This window comes from Shewanella sp. FeAMO (genome assembly GCF_053653955.1).
In genome coordinates this window covers 3,900,014-3,917,289 of the sequence record NZ_CM132201.1, presented here as the reverse complement: position 1 = coordinate 3,917,289, position 17,276 = coordinate 3,900,014, and the positions used below count along the sequence as shown (strand labels likewise).

12 protein-coding genes and 2 riboswitches are annotated in these 17,276 nt (G+C 53.9%); of the genes, 9 read left to right on the top strand and 3 right to left on the bottom strand.

Annotation, left to right across the window (positions count from 1 at the left end):
* Positions 1-72 precede the first annotated feature (72 nt).
* From exeM to katB, 5 genes are all read left to right on the top strand, one after another.
* Positions 73-2,664: an extracellular exonuclease ExeM gene (exeM, locus tag ACWAU4_RS17685; protein ID WP_208125058.1), complete on the top strand. Its 2,592-nt coding sequence runs from the start codon at positions 73-75 to the stop codon at positions 2,662-2,664.
* A gap of 118 nt (positions 2,665-2,782) precedes the next feature.
* Positions 2,783-3,220, top strand: coding sequence for a PaaI family thioesterase (locus ACWAU4_RS17680; RefSeq protein ID WP_025008982.1), 438 nt, complete (start codon positions 2,783-2,785; stop codon positions 3,218-3,220).
* A gap of 38 nt (positions 3,221-3,258) precedes the next feature.
* A complete protein-coding gene (locus ACWAU4_RS17675) occupies positions 3,259-3,729 on the top strand; it encodes a cupin domain-containing protein (protein WP_025889350.1) in 471 nt (156 codons plus the stop codon).
* Between the two features lie 10 nt (positions 3,730-3,739).
* Positions 3,740-4,027 carry a YgjV family protein gene (locus ACWAU4_RS17670; RefSeq protein WP_025008984.1) on the top strand — a complete coding sequence of 96 codons (288 nt, stop codon included), beginning with the start codon at positions 3,740-3,742 and terminating at the stop codon, positions 4,025-4,027.
* A gap of 331 nt (positions 4,028-4,358) precedes the next feature.
* Complete coding sequence (gene katB / locus ACWAU4_RS17665) at positions 4,359-5,822, top strand: catalase KatB (protein WP_208125057.1); 1,464 nt, start codon at positions 4,359-4,361, stop codon at positions 5,820-5,822.
* Positions 5,823-5,886: 64 nt separating this feature from the next.
* On the opposite strand, the gene ACWAU4_RS17660 is transcribed toward katB, so the two are convergent.
* A complete protein-coding gene (locus tag ACWAU4_RS17660; protein WP_044735108.1) occupies positions 5,887-6,444 on the bottom strand; it encodes a TMEM165/GDT1 family protein in 558 nt (185 codons plus the stop codon).
* Between the two features lie 92 nt (positions 6,445-6,536).
* A riboswitch (yybP-ykoY riboswitch) is annotated at positions 6,537-6,639 on the bottom strand.
* Between the two features lie 232 nt (positions 6,640-6,871).
* A riboswitch (cyclic di-GMP riboswitch) is annotated at positions 6,872-6,956 on the top strand.
* Positions 6,957-7,039: 83 nt separating this feature from the next.
* Between ACWAU4_RS17660 and gbpA the strand changes: the two genes are divergently transcribed.
* From gbpA to ACWAU4_RS17640, 4 genes are all read left to right on the top strand, one after another.
* Positions 7,040-8,482, top strand: coding sequence for an N-acetylglucosamine-binding protein GbpA (gbpA, locus tag ACWAU4_RS17655; protein ID WP_208125056.1), 1,443 nt, complete (start codon positions 7,040-7,042; stop codon positions 8,480-8,482).
* Positions 8,483-9,055: 573 nt separating this feature from the next.
* Complete coding sequence (locus ACWAU4_RS17650) at positions 9,056-10,324, top strand: dicarboxylate/amino acid:cation symporter (protein ID WP_198556982.1); 1,269 nt, start codon at positions 9,056-9,058, stop codon at positions 10,322-10,324.
* A gap of 570 nt (positions 10,325-10,894) precedes the next feature.
* Positions 10,895-12,088: an aromatic amino acid transport family protein gene (locus ACWAU4_RS17645; protein ID WP_208125055.1), complete on the top strand. Its 1,194-nt coding sequence runs from the start codon at positions 10,895-10,897 to the stop codon at positions 12,086-12,088.
* A gap of 136 nt (positions 12,089-12,224) precedes the next feature.
* Positions 12,225-14,381 carry a S46 family peptidase gene (locus ACWAU4_RS17640; protein ID WP_219014025.1) on the top strand — a complete coding sequence of 719 codons (2,157 nt, stop codon included), beginning with the start codon at positions 12,225-12,227 and terminating at the stop codon, positions 14,379-14,381.
* 48 nt (positions 14,382-14,429) lie between these two features.
* On the opposite strand, the gene ACWAU4_RS17635 is transcribed toward ACWAU4_RS17640, so the two are convergent.
* On the bottom strand, positions 14,430-14,747 hold the full coding sequence (locus ACWAU4_RS17635) for a hypothetical protein (protein ID WP_144225254.1): 318 nt from the start codon (positions 14,745-14,747) through the stop codon (positions 14,430-14,432).
* A 141-nt stretch (positions 14,748-14,888) separates the two neighbouring features.
* Positions 14,889-17,108: a PAS domain-containing protein gene (locus ACWAU4_RS17630; RefSeq protein WP_025008993.1), complete on the bottom strand. Its 2,220-nt coding sequence runs from the start codon at positions 17,106-17,108 to the stop codon at positions 14,889-14,891.
* Positions 17,109-17,276 lie beyond the last annotated feature (168 nt).

The following is a 17,276-nucleotide window of genomic DNA, read 5'->3' as shown; positions in this document are numbered from 1 at the left end:
TCTTCTCTGGGACAATCCCGCGGCACGTTAATAGAAATTAACGGCATTATTACAATAAAAGGGGTTGATAATATGGATAATGTTAACAAGCTGACAGCCATTGCGATTGCCGTGGCTGCCACCATTCCAGTGATGGCCAATGCCGATGTTTTAATCAGCGAATACGTTGAGGGCAGCGCCAATAATAAAGCCATAGAGCTATATAACTCTGGTGATAGTCAAGTCGATTTAAACGGCTATAAATTGGTGCGGTATAAAGATGGCGCTACTGATGCCTCCGATATGCTGCTATTGGATGGCCAAAGCATGGCGGCCAAGGGGATTAAAGTGATTCTGCATCCCAATGCTGAAATAAGCTTGCCTGCTGGAGTCGACAGTCTCAAGGGCAATCTCTATTTCAATGGCGGTGATGCGGTAGCCCTGATGAAAGATGGCGTCGTCGTCGATATTGTCGGCGCCGTGCCTACCCCAGCCGACTGGGGCCTGAATATCACTTTGGCCCGCAGCAAGTCGGTGCTCACTGCCTCGACGCAATTCAATGCCGCCGATTGGCAACCTATGGGCACTGATAACTTCAAAGGACTCGGCAGCCTGGATGAGGCTGCAGCCCCTGAAGTTACGGCATTCAGCTGTGATGGCGCCACGCTGACACCCATCTATGAAGTGCAGGGGAGCGGAGATCGCAGTCCGTTGGTCCCTGAGGGCAAGTTCGAATCCGACAGCGAATACACCCTCAAGGGGGTGGTCAGTGCCCGTGGCGACAGCCTGTTCAAAGGCTTTTATCTGCAAGATCCCAAGGGAGACAACTCGCCTTTCACCTCCGACGGCATCTTTGTATTCCTAGGTGAAGCTGCGCCGGAAACAGTGCAGCCCGGTGTCGAGGTTTGCGTACAGGGTAAGGTCAAGGAGTACTATGGCCTGACTCAGTTGGATATCAAGGCCGACAAAAAATTTGCCGTGGGTGAGTTTACCCAACTGCCGGTGGCTGCGCCTTTTTATGTGGCAGACGGTGAAACCCTGCAGCAAGCGCTGGAGCGCTTTGAAGGCATGAAGGTAGTACTGGATGCCGGCAGTGATCTCAAGGTCAGCCGTAACTTCAGCTTTGACTACGATGCCCGTCGCAACAATCTTATGTTGTCTCACAAGGCGCCGCTGCTGAAGCCGACCCAGGTACACCTGCCGCTGTCGCCAGAGGCGATGGCACTGGAGCAAGCCAACCGTGCTAACCAATTGTTTGTTGAGTCAGACTTCAAGACCAAAGACGGCGAGCTGCCCTGGATGCCGGACTTCAACCCAGAGACAGGATATCTGCGGGTTGGCGACCAGTTAACCGGCCTTGAGGGGGTTATAGGATACAGCTATAACCAGTATCGTCTGGTGGCAACCAACAGTATTACTCCTGGGGATATATTACGCGGCGACGATCGCAGCCAAGCACCGGCTATTGCCGAGAAGGGGGATATCCGGGTCGCCAGCTTCAATGTGCTTAATTTCTTCAACGATGCCGTTGGTGGTGACGCCAATCCAACAGGTGATAACCGCGGCGCCCTCAGCGAAGAAGAGATGCTGTTGCAACGCACTAAAATAGTCAATGCCATTACTGCCATGAACGCCGACATAGTGGGTTTGATGGAGATTGCCAACAACGGCTTTGGCGAGAAAAGCGCCATCCGCAATCTGGTCGATGCGCTCAATGAGCAGCAAGCCGATGAGGATATCTATGCCTTTGTAGAGATAGCCGACGCCGACAAAAAAGATGGTAAGTATCTCGGCGGCGATGCCATTACCGTGGGCATGCTTTATCGCCCCGCCAGGGTGACTCCGGCAGCCGAGGCTTTTGTGATTGCGACTCCAGAGCAGCATGCCGCTGAAGCGGTTGCCAGCCGGGAAGTCGATGGCAAGCAGGAAGCCAGCCCTGCCTTTGATAAGTATCAGCGCTACAGTCTGGGACAGAAGTTCAACATAGCAGATCAGAGCCTGACTCTGGTGGTGAATCATCTCAAGTCCAAGGGCTCGGGTTGTCTTGAGGATTGGCTGAACTTTGATGAGAACCGGGATCCTCAGGATCTGCAGGGCAAGTGCAACGCCTTCAGGGTGTCAGCTGCCAAAGTTTTGGGAGAAGCCTTGCAAAAGATCGACGGCGATCTCCTGGTGATCGGCGATCTCAATGCCTATGGTCTGGAAGATCCTGTGCGGGTGCTGACCGACTATGATGCCACCCAATCAGAACGGGTTCTGCGTACCGCCTCCTGGACCACTCTGAACGGTAAGGTCTACGAGCATCAGGGAACTGAAATCAACAAGGGGTATGGGCTTATCAACCTCAACACCTTGGCCCATGGTGTCGATACTTTCTCCTACAGCTATAACGGTGAGTTGGGAAATCTCGACCATGCACTGGCCAACGCCAGTCTGGCGGAGCGTTTGGTTGCCATTGAAGACTGGCATATCAACTCGGTCGAATCCAACATGTTCGAGTATGGCAAGAAGTACACAGGTGAATTGCCCAAGTCTGACAATGCCTTCTCGGCTTCGGATCATGACCCTGTGATAGTGGCACTCAGCTATCCTGCCAAGGTTGAGCCTTCCAAACATGATGGTGGTGCCTTGGGGTATCTGTCACTGCTGTTTCTCGCAGCATTGGGGCTGCGCCGCCGCGGCTAAAGCTCTCAAGTCTTGATTGACACCCACCCGGTCAGAGGATTGCGCTGGCCGGGTTTACTTGGATACAGGCAGCCAAGTACACTGATTTTCCTATTGGAGTACTAAGGATAACAATAAGATGAGTATTTGGTTTCGACCCATCACCCTGGAAGATTGTGCCAAACTGGATGCCGGTATGGGGGGCAAAGGCACTTTGATGCAGACCCTGGGGATCCGCATCACTGAGATAGGTGATGACTATATGGTAGCCAGCATGCCTGCGTCTCCGGCTATCCACAACCCACTTGGGATAGTACATGGTGGTGCCAATGTGGCGCTGGCAGAGACGGTGGCCAGCTATGCCGCCAATTTTGCGGTGGACTTTGAAAACTACTATTGTGTAGGTCAGGAGATCAACGCCAATCACCTGCGGGCAGCCCGCAATGGTGAACTCAAGGCAACAGCCAGAGCCGTACATTTGGGCAAACGCAGCTCTGTCTGGGAAGTGCTTATTCATAACAGCGCCGGTGAGCTGACCTGTATTTCCCGTATGACCGCGGCCGTGGTCAAGCGCTGACAGCTTCACTCAAGGGCGCTCTGACTCAGGGGACAGAGATGAATGCAAGGGAGTTTCTGCTGAAAGCCAGTGAGATAGACGCCATGAAAGGGGAGGAGCGGACGCATTTCCTCAACCCCAATGCGGTGCGACTTAGAAAATCTCTCGGTGATGTCATCGGCCTTGCTCATCTTGGAGTGCATCTGATTGAGCTGGCGCCCGGGCGTGACAGCACCGAATACCACCTTCATTATTTTGAAGAAGAGTGTATTTATGTGCTCGAAGGTGAAGGCGAGGTGTGTATCGATCAACAAGTCTTCGCCATCGGGGTCGGGGACTTTATCGCTTTCCCGGCCGGCAGTGTGGCTCATGGCATGAACAACACTTCCGAGAGGCCGCTCAAATATTTAGTCATGGGACAACGCCTCAGCCATGATGTGGCCGACTATCCTTATAAGGGTAAACGCCTTTATCGTAATCAGGGGTGTTGGGATCTGGTGGATCTCGACACCATTAGCCATCCCAAATAGGGGAGCTTGAATGGATACAATCAATATATGGGAGTGGGTCGGTTATCTGGCATCGGTAGTGGTGGCCATCTCTCTGATGATGTCCAATATCAAACGACTGCGCTGGTGGAACCTGCTTGGAGCGGCGCTGTTTGTTGCCTATGGGATCGCCATTGCTGCATATCCTGTGGCTTTGGTGAACTTCTTCATAGTGCTTATCGATGCCTATTACCTGGTTAAACTCTATCGTAGCCCTGAGCCTGATTTGCCGGCCGCCCCTCAGGCAAGCCCGGAAAAATCTGAGGATCAGCAAGGCTGACAACCCGGTGTCAGGGGGCCCCAGACGCCAGTTTCTAGAAGGTTTGTTGCTTTTGTGGCAATGTACGTTTGCTCTGCTTCAGCCGTTTTTCATCTCGACTGGCAGTCACTGCTATCTCGGTTATGCATTTCTTTTCCCCGCTTCTCAATCCCAAACTCGACTTAATCTATAAATGGAATTGTGATAATCAGTTTTAATCGTTTTTAAAAATGTCGTCGCCTGACTAAGATGACCACATCGCCAATACGACTGCTCAAGGGAGCACCTATGGCCACCATATTCGATGTGATTGAAAACTGGTTAAACGAGACAAAGGATTAAGGAGCACGAGATGAGTCAGAAGCAATATATCACCAGCCAGAGCGGCGCCCCCATCGCAGACGATCAGAATTCCCTCTCCGCCGGAGAGCGTGGTCCCCTGTTGCTGCAGGACTGGCACCTGATTGAAAAGTTGGCCCACTTCAACCGCGAGCGGATCCCTGAGCGGGTAGTGCATGCCAAAGGCACGGGGGTTTATGGCACCTTCACAGTGACCAATGATATGAGCCAATACACCATAGCCGAACATTTCCAGGGGATTGGCACCCAGACCGAGGCCTTTGTTCGCTTCTCGACCGTAGGCGGTGAGATGGGCAGCGCCGATGCCGAGCGCGATCCCCGTGGCTTTGGGGTTCGTTTCTACACCAAGCGCGGTAATCACGACATTGTGGGCAACAACACCCCCACCTTCTTCCTGCGTGACGGCATCAAGTTTCCTGACTTTATCCACACTCAGAAGCGGAATCCGCACACCAATTTGAAAGATCCTCAGGCGATGTGGGACTTCTGGTCGCTCAACCCAGAGTCCTTGCATCAGGTGACTGTATTGATGTCTGACCGGGGCATTCCGGCCAACTATCGGCAGATGCATGGCTTTGGTTCGCACACCTTCTCATTTTGGAATGCCAAGGGTGAGCGCTTCTGGGTCAAATTCCACTTCAAGACAGAGCAGGGCATAGCCAACCTGACTGAAGAGCAGGCCGCCAAGGTGAAGGGAATCGATCCGGATCATGCCCAGCGTGACATGGTGGCGGCAATCCAAGATGGCAACTTCCCCAGTTGGAAGCTCAAGGTACAGATAATGCCGGAAGCCGATGCCAATACTTACCATATCAACCCGTTTGATTTGACCAAGGTATGGCCACATAAGGACTACCCGCTGATTGAGGTTGGGGTACTGGAGCTCAATCGTCTGCCTCAGAACTACTTCGCCGAAGTAGAGCAGGTGGCACTGGCGCCGAGTAACCTGGTTCCCGGTGTCGGCGCGTCACCGGACAAGATGTTGCAGGCTCGCCTGTTTGCCTACGCCGATGCCCAGCGCTATCGGATAGGAGCCAACTATAACCAGTTGCCGGTGAACTGCCCTCATGCGACTCAGGCCAATCATCATCAACGTGCCGGTGCCATGGCCGGGGCTCAATGCCCTTACCATGGTAGCCAGACAGGTGGCGATGCGTCGGCAAACTATGGCCCCAACTCGCAGCCTAGCAGCCTGCAGGATGCGACCGAGTTCAAAGAGCCGCCGCTGCGCCTGGATGGTGAAGCCGACAGATACAGCCGTTATGGCCAGGATGACTACACCCAGGCTGGCAACCTTTACCGCTTGTTGCCGGAAGAGGAAAAAGCCAGGCTTATCAGCAATATCTGCGGTACTCTGAGTCAAGCGACTCAGGATGTGCAGCAGCGAATGATTGGCCACTTTAGCCAGGCCGATGCCGACTACGGTCGCCGGGTGCAAGAGATGCTGGCCAGCTGATAGCGGCACGCCGGAAATAACAGGGGCAGCTTGAGCTGCCCCTTTTGCGCTGTCAGCGGTTTCCCTATTCCCACAGCAGGGTGGCTATCCCCAATAGGGCAAACAGCAGGGCGCAACCTCTGTGGATCCAGGTCATGGGCAGCTTGTCGGCACTGAAATGGCCAGCCAGCACCACAGGAACATTCGCCAGCAGCATGCCGACAGTGGTGCCTGTTACTACCATCAGCAGGCTATCGTATTTGGCCGACAGCACCACGGTTGCGACCTGGGTCTTGTCACCCATTTCGGCGATAAAGAACAGTAAACAGGTGGCCACAAAGGGGCCATAACGGTAGAAGCGGCTCTCTTCGGCATCGACCTTATCGGGCACCAGCACCCAGAGGGCGATGGCAAAGAAACTGCCGGCAACAAGGTAACGGCCGATATCGGCGCTGAGCCAACCCATGGCCCATTGGCCCAGCCAGGCGGCGGCAAAATGGTTGAGCAGGGTGGCGACAAGGATCCCTGAGATAATCGCGGTCTTGTTTTTGAAACGGGCGGCCAACAACAGGGCCAACAGCTGAGTCTTGTCACCGATTTCGGCTACGGCGACAGTGAGAGTTGAGGCGATGAGTGCTTCCAAAATGGGCGTTCCTTCGGGGTGGCAAAATTCCAAGCACAGTCCACCGCCCACCCCTTTATATTTGTGCGGTATACCGTGCTCAGGTCTTGCCTGGCAAGCCTAAACTTGCTGTAAGCACCATGGCATGAGGCCAAGTGTGTTGATGCTTACCCCTGGGCGGGACCCAGGTTAGCTACTCCCCTAAGACAGAGGCGGCCATTATAACCATAAAGCTCGTCATGGCAACACTGGTCGGCTCAGTGACAGGGGGATTTTACGGTATTTCGTTTATCCGATATGAATCAAGCAGATGTTGTGATGCTCAGTATGCTGTACGCATTGTCTGTTTTTAACTTTTTGGTTTTTAAAGAAATTCCTCTTTGACATCGTTGTCATTTTTGCCTTTACTCATAGAACTCTCAGCCGCAGGAAACTGAGGTGAGAGCTTCTGGGTATTTGGCAAACTGAGCGAAAGCTCAGGACGCAAAGCTTCCGGTCTAAGGCCCTCGGGTTAAGATAGCGGGGCTGCCACAGTCGCTGACTGTGTCTGCAACAGAGTCATTCTCTTGTGTGCCCAAATACCGCTTGTTCAAGGAACTGTCGTTAAGGCAGCAAAATGGAGTATTGCAAAGTGGTTAAATCATCATTTAAAACAACAGCTTTGTCCTTGGCATTGGCAGCCGCTGGGGTAGGGTTATCTACCCAGGCGTTGGCTCATGGCTATGTGAAAAGCCCAGAGTCCAGAGCCTACGCCTGTAATCAACACAACAACACTAGCTGTGGTGCGATTCAGTGGGAACCCCAAAGCGTCGAAGGGCCTTCAGGATTTCCGGCGTCCGGCCCGGCCGATGGTCAGATAGCCAGTGCCGGAAATGCCAGTTTCAGAGAGCTGGATCAGCAGTCATCCAGTCGCTGGACCAAACAACCTGTGAGTGCCGGCCCTATCAACTTTACCTGGCAGCTGACCGCCAATCATGTTACCCGAGATTGGCGTTACTATCTGACCAAGCAAAACTGGGACTCCAACGCACCTTTGAGCCGGGCGGCCTTTGAGTCCGAACCATTTTGCAGTGTCGATGGCGGCATGGTGCAGCCTCCCAAGACGCTGACACATCAGTGTCAGTTGCCACAGCGTAGCGGTTATCAGCTTGTGCTGGCGGTTTGGGAAGTGGGGGATACCAGCAACAGTTTCTACAATGTCATAGATGTGAACTTTGACGGCGCTGCCCCTACTCCTTCCGAATGGCAGGACGTGGGGAATATCAACCCGTCCCAGGATCTTAAGGCTGGCGATCAGGTGTTCACTCGGGTGTTTGGTGACAACGGAGAACAACCTTCGTTGTCGACCCGGCTCACCATAGCCGATGCCGGGCAGGGTAATCATAATACCTGGCCCAGTTTGTTGGCTGAGGCGATCAATGCCGGTGGCGCCGGCCTTAAGGCGGGGCAATTGAATGCCAATGGTGAGATAGTGCCCGTCTATGGCAAGAATGATGTCTTCGCCCAGAATGATTCCGGGATTACCCGGGTCGAAACTGGTTTTGAGTTGGCGCCTCTGCCCGGCGGCGATTTCAGTGTCAGCGGCCTGGGCGACAACTATGAGATAGTCGATGGCAAGGCCAGCGTTGGCTTTACTGTAACCACAGATGCCAGAATGCAGGTCAGTGCCTTTATCAGTACTCATGACGGCAAGGCATCCGGTTCTGCCGTGCAGCAGGTTGACAATAACAGCGCCGACTTCAACATCGAAGTGCTGGAGCCCGCTGCCGGACATTACCACATGCAGTTGAAGGCTCAGACCCAAGAGGGCAAGGAGCTGACCCAGGAGTTTGGTTTCTTCCTGCGTCAAGCCGGTGATACAGCGCCGGCGGATTTCCAGTTCCCTGATGGTTTGGGGTCATACACAGAGGGAACCAGGGTACTGCAGCCCAAAGATGGCAAGATATACCGTTGCAAGCCCTTCCCGGAAAGTGGTTATTGCCGCCAATGGTCGGCCAGTGCGACCCAGTTTGAACCCGGTGTCGGCAGTCATTGGCAACTGGCCTGGATAGCCGAGTGATAAGCGCCTTCCAAAGCTGACTCGATAGCCGCAGCGACTGCTGCGGCTACTGTTTCATGCCTGGTGGTCTTTTCAAGCGCAACAATGCCGTGAAGTAACTCACTAAATTAGTTGGATAAATAAAGTTTCATCTTCAGTTAATCTGGTTTTCTTTTTAAAAGTTTCCATCTTAATAGTTAGTGTCGAAACATTTTTAATAATTTGAAATTTATATAGAATTGGACACTGACTCGCCTTATCCCGCCAATCGAGCCTGTAGTGCAAGCGCCATTTTTAGCCGTCAGAGATGACGGTGACGACTTGCCCACCCAGTCTTAAGGCTTCCCTTCCGGGACGATACGTTTCAAGATGCTGACGCTCATCGGCTTACTCCAGTGGCAATCTCACCGTCTTCCAGGACTGCTTATGCCAGTTTTTGCCTCCATAGGATATGCATGTAAGTCATGAGCGTTATTGAAGACATTCTGTCTGGATCTGAGCTGGCTTTTTTATGCATTTCTCTGGCCTTATGGCCTTTTGCACCCCTGCGTTGGCGGCGGATCCATCTCCCAGGCATTCACTGGAGCACGACACATGATAATGAAAATGAACAAGTTGACCCTGTCGATTATTCTCGCCATGTTGCTGGGTATTGCGACAGGCCAGATTTTGCGCTGGTATTCCCCCGAACAAGCCCAGACCTTTGCAGACAGCATTACCATACTCACAGATATATTCCTTAATCTGATCAAGATGATCATCGCTCCCTTGGTGTTTACCACCCTGACCGTGGGTATCGCCAAGATGGGAGACAGCCGCACTGTTGGCCGGGTCGGCTTGAAGACACTTTCCTGGTTTATGATGGCCTCGGTTATCTCGCTGCTGTTGGGACTCTTGATGGTCAGCTTGCTGGAGCCGGGAGTGGGGCTCGACCTGGCGCTGCCGGACAGCCATGCCGTGACAGGCCTGGAGGCCGGTGGTTTGAGCCTGAGAGAGTTTGTCTCCCATGCGATCCCCAAGAGTGTTATCGGTGCCATGGCCGACAACGAAATTCTGCAGATAGTGGTGTTCTCACTCTTCTTTGGTTTGGCGGCTGCGGCTTGCGGTGAACATGCCAAGCCGGTGATTTCAGTGCTCAGCAGCGGCGCAGATATCATGCTCAAGGTGACAGCTTATGTGATGAACTTTGCTCCTTTTGCCGTATTTGCCGCTATAGGTGCCATGGTGGCCAAGGAGGGCAGTGGCATATTGCTCACCTATGGCAGCTTTATGGGACAGTTTTATCTTTCCATGGGGCTGTTGTGGTTGGTGTTGATTGCTGCGGGTTCCTTGTTCCTCGGCGGCCGTATCCGTCGTTTACTGAGCTTGATGCGTGAGCCCTTGCTGCTGGCATTTTCCACCGCCAGTTCTGAGTCGGCCTATCCGAAAATGTTGCAGCGGCTTGAAGAGTTCGGCTGCAGCAAACGTATCTCCAGCTTTGTGCTGCCAATGGGTTATTCCTTCAACCTGGATGGCTCCATGATGTACTGCACCTTTGCCACCATGTTTATTGCCCAGGCCTATGGCTTTGAGCTGAGTCTGGGGCAGCAGTTGACCATGTTACTGCTGTTGATGGTCACCTCCAAAGGGATGGCCGGTGTGCCCAGAGCTTCGTTAGTGGTGATTGCTGCAACCCTTGGGCAATTCAACATTCCCGAGGCGGGGATCCTGCTCTTGCTCGGGGTCGACCACTTCCTCGATATGGGCCGCTCGGCCACCAATGTGCTGGGTAACAGTATTGCCGCCAGCGTGGTGGCCAAGAGCGAGAATGCCCTCAGTGACACAGCTGACATAGTTCCACAGCCACAAGCTGAGGTCGCGTGAGTCGAACTCAATAAGTGAGTCATGAGCGACTGGGCTTAAATTCACTGCGATATTGTCCTGATAGGCTATCGCAGTGAATAGGCTCTGCCTGGATGCCTTGAACGCCAATTGCTGTGCAAGCCACTCTCTACAAAAGAGAACGCCACGAGGACTTGTTCGCACTTTCCCTAATATCAGCAGCGGCGCATTTACCGATAATGATATTCTGCCCTGTTTTTGATGGAATCGGCCCGCTTTTCGCCTCATGGCCGATAGTCGCGCTTCCCTGCTTGCCCAAGGGCTGTGGCTCTGTTAATGTCCCGGTTAAGTCAATTTTTTGAGAAAGAGCCTCCGTGTTGAGTTTGCATCTCTGCAGTCCCAAATTCCGCTGTCCACGATTTAGTTAGCCCCAGTGGCTTGGTGGCATACCTCTTCTGTTTGCTGAGCTGTTGGGGCCAATGAAACTCCGTAAGGCGGAATTTCATCTGCGGCCAAGACGTTACAGCTTGCCAGCTGCGCTGACAATTCGCCTTTCCCATGAGTTAAATCTGACCTTAAAGATAACAAGACAAAAGAACAGGACGAATTTTAGTGAACTTGAAAATATTGGGCTCTATAGCCATAGTCGCGGGTACTGCGATTGGTGCCGGTATGTTGGCCTTGCCACTGGCAACGGCTGCCATGGGCTTACTGCCGGCACTGTTATTGATGTTGGTCATTTGGGGCATTTCCGCCTACACCTCACTGTTGATGTTGGAAGTCAATCTGCGCTCCGGCGTGGGGGATAACCTACATGCCATCACAGGTAAAGCCTTGGGTAAGACGGGGCAACTGATTCAAAGCGCCGCTTTTCTCAGCCTGCTGTTTGCCCTGACCGCCGCCTATCTGACCGGCGGCGCCGATCTCCTGGTGCTCAAGGCCAAGGCCTGGTTCGATATGACCCTGGATGGCCAGGACGCGGTACTCTTGTTTACCTTGGCTCTGGGCAGTTTTGCCGCCTTGGGAGTCGGTTGGGTCGATAAGCTCTCCCGCGGGCTGTTTTCTGCCATGATAGTCATGCTGGTGCTGGTGGTACTGTTTCTGCTGCCTGAGGTGAATATGAATACCTTACTGGAGCAGGCGCCGACCGATTCCTATGCCAATGTGTGGCTGGCCGCCGTGCCTGTGGTGTTTACCTCTTTTGGTTTCCATGTCTGTATTGCCACTCTGGTGCGCTATCTCGATGGTGACACGGTTTCCCTGCGCAAGGTGCTGCTGATAGGCTCCGGTATTCCGCTGGCCTGCTATCTGCTTTGGCTGTTGGTAACCCTGGGTACCGTTGGCGGTGATACCATTCACGGCTTTGGCGGTTCACTGTCAAAACTCATCAGTGCCTTGCAGGCCATCAGCGAGCAGCCTTTGGTGAGCAAGTGCATTGGGCTGTTTGCCGACTTGGCGTTGATCACCTCGTTTCTTGGAGTGACCCTGAGCCTGTTTGACTTCAGCGCCGAGCTTATCCGCGCCAAGAGTAACTTTGTCGGCCGCTTGCAGACCTGGTTGCTGACCTTTATTCCGCCGCTGGCCTGCGCCCTGTATCTGCCGGAAGGTTTTTCAGCGCTGCTGGGTTTTGCCGCCGTGCCTTTAGTGGTGATCATCATCTTCCTGCCGATAGCCATAGCGCTGAAACAGCGGCGTGAGTTGCCGGAAGGCTATAAAGTTGCCGGTGGCAAGCCGGCGATGGCATTGATGGCCCTCTTGGGGATAGGCATTATAGCTGCCCAGCTGTATGCGACGCTGGGGGCCTAAGACAAGCCCTTTGTAAGGGAATTTTTCCGAGTCTGTAGCCGCTTGGTAGTCTGTGTTAAAGTCGGGACTTGTGCCCGGCTTTTTTGTTGCACAAAAACAACAAATTGAACTGATACCAGCGAATGGACTTACTAGAATGAAAAAATGGTTACTTGCAACGGCCATAGCCACCAGTTTTGGTGCTCAGGCCGATGAGGGCATGTGGCAGCCCTACCAATTGCCGGCCATGGCCGATGAGCTCAAGGCCAAAGGACTGGAAATAGACGCCAAGTCTATTTCCAAGCTGACCGAATTCCCGATGAACGCCGTGATAAGCCTGGGCGGCTGCACCGCGTCTTTCGTTTCTCCCAAGGGCCTGGTGGTAACCAACCATCACTGTGCCTACGGCTCCATCCAGTACAACTCCACCCCGGAGAATAATCTGCTGCGTGATGGCTTCCTGGCGAAAAACTTTGCCGAAGAATTGCCGGCAACTCCGGGCTCGCGGGTATATGTCACCGAAGAGGTCACCAATGTGACCGACAAGGTCAAGCAAGGCCTGGACAACAAGCAGGGCGACGCTTTCTACAAGGGCGTCGAGGCGGCCGAGAAGTCACTGGTGGCCCAGTGTGAAAAAGAAGATGGCTATCGCTGTCAGGTTTACAGCTTCCACGGTGGTCTCGAGTACTATCTGGTGAAGCAGCTGGAAATCCGTGATGTCCGCCTGGTGTATAACCCGGCGGCCAGCGTGGGTAAGTACGGCGGTGATGTCGACAACTGGATGTGGCCGCGCCACACAGGCGATTTCTCCTTCTACCGCGCCTATGTCAACAAAAATGGCAAGCCGGCCGATTTCTCCAAGGATAACGTACCTTACGAGCCCAAGAGCTTCCTCAAGGTGTCGGCCAAAGGGGTCAAGGAAGGGGACTTTGTGATGGTAGCCGGTTACCCGGGCCGCACCAACAGATACCGCACCGGCAATGAAGTGGAAAACCAGTTTGAGTGGTCTTACCCACAAGGCAAGGAGCTGCGTGAGCGCTTTATCGAGATCATTAAAGAGACGGCTCCGGAAGGCAGTGATGAACGCATCAAGTACGAGAGCCTGATCGCCGGTCTGGCTAACTATGCCAAGAACTTCACCTCGATGATTGAGTTCTACGGCAAGTCGACCATGCTGGAAGACAAGCGTGCCCTGGAAGCCAAGCTCAAGAGCTGGATCGATGCCGACAGCAGCCGCAAGGCCCAGTATGGCGAGGTGTTGGCACAGCTGGACAAGCTGGTCGCCCAAAGCCAGGCGGATCAGCAGCGTGACATTATCCTGGGCTATCTGGGGTATACCACTATGTTGCCAACGGCCCGCGAACTCTATCGTCTGGCCAATGAAAAGGCATTGCCGGATATGGAACGTGAGCCGGGTTTCCAGGAGCGTGACATGATCCGCTTCAAGGCCGGTATGGAGCGTATCGATCGCCGTTATGCCGCCATTGTCGACAAGGCGCTGGTGTTTGAGATGCTCAAGCGTTATGCGGCGCTGCCCAAGTCTGAGCGACTGCCAGCGCTGGACAAGTACTTCGGCATAGGCAACAAGCTCGATGAGGCCAAGCTGAAGAAGACTCTGGACAAGATGTACAAGAATACCAAGCTGGATAACAAAGATGTGCGTCTGGCCTGGATGGACAAGTCGGTTGCCGATTTCAAGGCCTCGAAAGATCCTATGATCCAGTTTGCCGTGGCCTTCTATGACACAGGTATGCAGCTGGAGCAGAAAAAGAAAGAGTTGGCCGGTGAGCTGATGAAGGTGCGTCCTCAGTACATGGAAGCCATCATTGCCTACAACCGTGAGCAGGGCAAACCTGTGTATGCCGATGCCAACTCCAGCCTGCGGGTGACGGTGGGCCATGTGAAGGGCTACTCACCCAAAGATGGTCTCTACGCCGTACCTTTCACTCGTCTGGAAGGCATAGTGCAGAAAGACACCGGGGTTGAGCCTTTCGATGCTCCCAAGAAAGAGCTGGAGCTTATCAAGGCCAAACAATATGGTGACTTCTACTTCAAGGATATTGACTCGGTACCGGTCAACTTCCTCTCAACTCTGGATACCACAGGCGGTAACTCAGGCTCGCCAACCCTCAACGGCCGCGCCGAGCTGGTGGGACTGCTGTTTGACGGTGTTTATGAGAGCATCATAGGTGACTGGAACTACGACGATAACATCAACCGCTCCATTCAGGTGGACAGCCGTTACATGCTGTGGGTGATGAAGTATCTGGATAATGCAGACAACCTGTTGCAAGAGATGGAAATCGTTAAGTAAGCTTCGCCATCAACAACAATCCCCGCCAAGTTGCGGGGATTTTTTTAGCTAGCACTGGGTTGTTGAGCGTTGCAGCGCCTGAAGGCGCGCCCGATCCAACAGCTCGCATACCTCGGCGGCCGGGCGTTCAAAGTTAGCGGGCAAAGATTGCAATACCCTGCGGGTTTTGGCCCTGAGCGGGCTGCGCTGTGCCAGCCTTGCCAGGTAACTATCTGAGTAGTAACCAATTAACTGGTTACGCTGAGTATTAAACAGATGAAATTCGCTGATATCCTGCCAGTTCAGCTCCAGTGTCCGCAGCAAGTAGAGGTAGCTGATGCCATGCTGATGGATGCTGAGGGAAATCGTTCCTGGCCATAGAGACACATCAAGGCCAGCAAGACAGAGCCCAAAGTCAGCGGCAGAGCCGACGTGGCCAGCCAGATCAACTGTCACTGAAGTAGAATGCGACGGCCCGCGCCATGAAAAACAGCGCCGATTGACTCCAGTATCAAAGGCTGCTGCATCTCAGAGCTGGCGGGTATAGGCCTGGCAGATATTCTGCTCACCCGTCTGCTTGGCTCGTTTCAGCGCCACTTCGGCATTGCCGAGGAACTGCTCCAGACTCTGGCCCGGCAGATAGGCGGCTATGCCTATGCTGATCCCTTCTGCCAAGCCGTTTTCGCCCAAGTTGGCCAGCGCCTTGACCGCATAGTGATGCGCCTGATTGGCATCGGTTTCCGGTAGTATGATAATCAGCTTACCCAACTGCCAATGGGACATCTGATAACTGTTGGGCAGATCCCTGAGCAGCTGCATCTCCACCTCGTGTTGGCGGTTCTCCAGTTGGCCGATATCACTCATATGGCTGAGCATGCCCTCGGGGCTGATGTCCATCAGGAGCAGACTGGCCTGCAGTTTTTCCTCTTCGGACATGGACTTGAAGTAGCGATCCAGATCCCTGAGGTTCACCAGGATGGTGCTGCGGTGTGGCACCAGATCGCCACTGGCCTCAATCTTGCCTCTTGGGGTTGCCTGCTCCAGGGTGCACACCAGATATTCAATCTCGCCGTCTTCATCCAGATAGCCCTTGAGCGTGGCTTGCAGGCAACTGCCGTGGCTGTGGGTGCAGAGTATTTGCCCTTGCCACTGGCCTTGCATGCTCACCAGCTGGCTAATTCTCTGCCACTGGTTGCCAAGATCGTTTTCCAGCAAAGCCGCCAGGCTGTGGCTGAGATCACCGTTGAGTTGCATCAGCTTATCAAAGGCTTCATTGACCTTGAGCAACTGCCCCGAGGGCGTGGTCAGGGCGGTGGCCACATTGCTGCCGGTCAATAGCTTGCTAAGGAAGGCTTCCTGCTGGGCTTGTTTCAGTTCGCCGATATCTTCAAAGGTTATCAGCAAATAGGTTTGACTGCTGGCGTTGTAGCGGCGGATATGCAATCTGAGCTGGGCGTTGTCCAGGGATTCGAGCTGCACTTCGCCGCGCCACTCGCCGGCATCCGCCAACTGTTGTTTCATCGAAGAATAAAGCTCGTCTTCCAGCTGCAGGATCCGTTGCAAACTGCGATCCGGCAGCTCATCCTGCTCGAGTTGCAGAGTGCGGGCGGCAGTGGCATTGGCGCTAACGATACGGCCGCTGGGGTTGACCAGCACACAACCCAGGTTGGAGCGGAACAGGCCGCGGGCCAACTCGATACTGTTTTGTCTGGCGCGCTGTTCGAGGCGGAACATATGGGTCAGCAGGATAACCGCGGTTGCCAGAATGGTCAGTATGGCGGCGCAGGCCAAAAGGATGTTGCGCCACTGAAAGAAACGGGAGGCGATGTCGTGATTGCGGATATAGGAAAGCAGCAGATATTCGCGCTTGGTATCGTTTTGCGAAGCCAGTTGTACCTTGAGATAGACGAAGGTGGCGTCTTCTCCGTGGAATTGACCAAAGTTACTTCTGGCCATCTTGCTCCACAGTGCCGGATAGCTCTGTCTTATGCTGCTGCCCATGGTTTCAGGCAGCCTGGCCAAAGGGTCCAGATCCGAAGCGCCGGCATAAAGCAGGCCCTGATTGTCAAACAGCAGCAGAGGTGAGGCATTACTGGAGAAGGCGGGCTTTATCGCTTGCAGCATCTGCAACATGGAGTTGTAGGTGACCAGATAACCGCGCACGCTCTGATCCTGATTTTCCAGCCAGGCCAACTGGTAAATGTAGGGCTCGAGGCGGCCGTCAATCGGGGCAAACTCCAATGCCGAGGTATAGATTTCCTGCCCCCCCAGATTGCGCTTGTTGCCCAGGAGTGCCGGCGGCATGGACATGCTGCCGAAGGTATTGCTGGTGGCGATACGGAACTTGCCGTCGGCATCAAACAGCGCCAGATCTAGCAGTTCTGGGGTGCTGCGCTTCAGGCTGTCCCAGCTCGTCATCAGCCGTTGATATTCTTTGTGTCCCGGATTATCCAGGTACTGGCGCAGATATTCTGACTTGGCAAACATCTGGGTGCGAAACTGCTGGAAGGAGATTTTATCGGCCAGCAGGGCACCAACGGTTTGCAGCTCGCTGTATCTTTGTACCGCCCACTCTTCCTGCAGACGTCGCTCGCCCAAGGTGATCAACACATTGGTAATGAGTATCACAGTGATCACCAGCATGCTCAGCTGACTGGCAACGGCCAGCAAGCGCTGCCGGGACCAGTGAATACCCTGAGCCGAGATAAGCAGAGGTGTGTCTTTGAGTCCGGTATTCTTTTTGAACATGGAACTGTGCTGGCTCCAGAGTGAAAATTGCGCTCATGTTAACACGAAATAACCCAGTGGGCATCGGCAGTTACCGACCGCTCACCGGGCAGTTAACACTGTGGCCCGTGAAGCAGCGAACACGTCCCTATGGGGCCTGCGCGGGTTTACAGGTCCATCTGCTTGGTG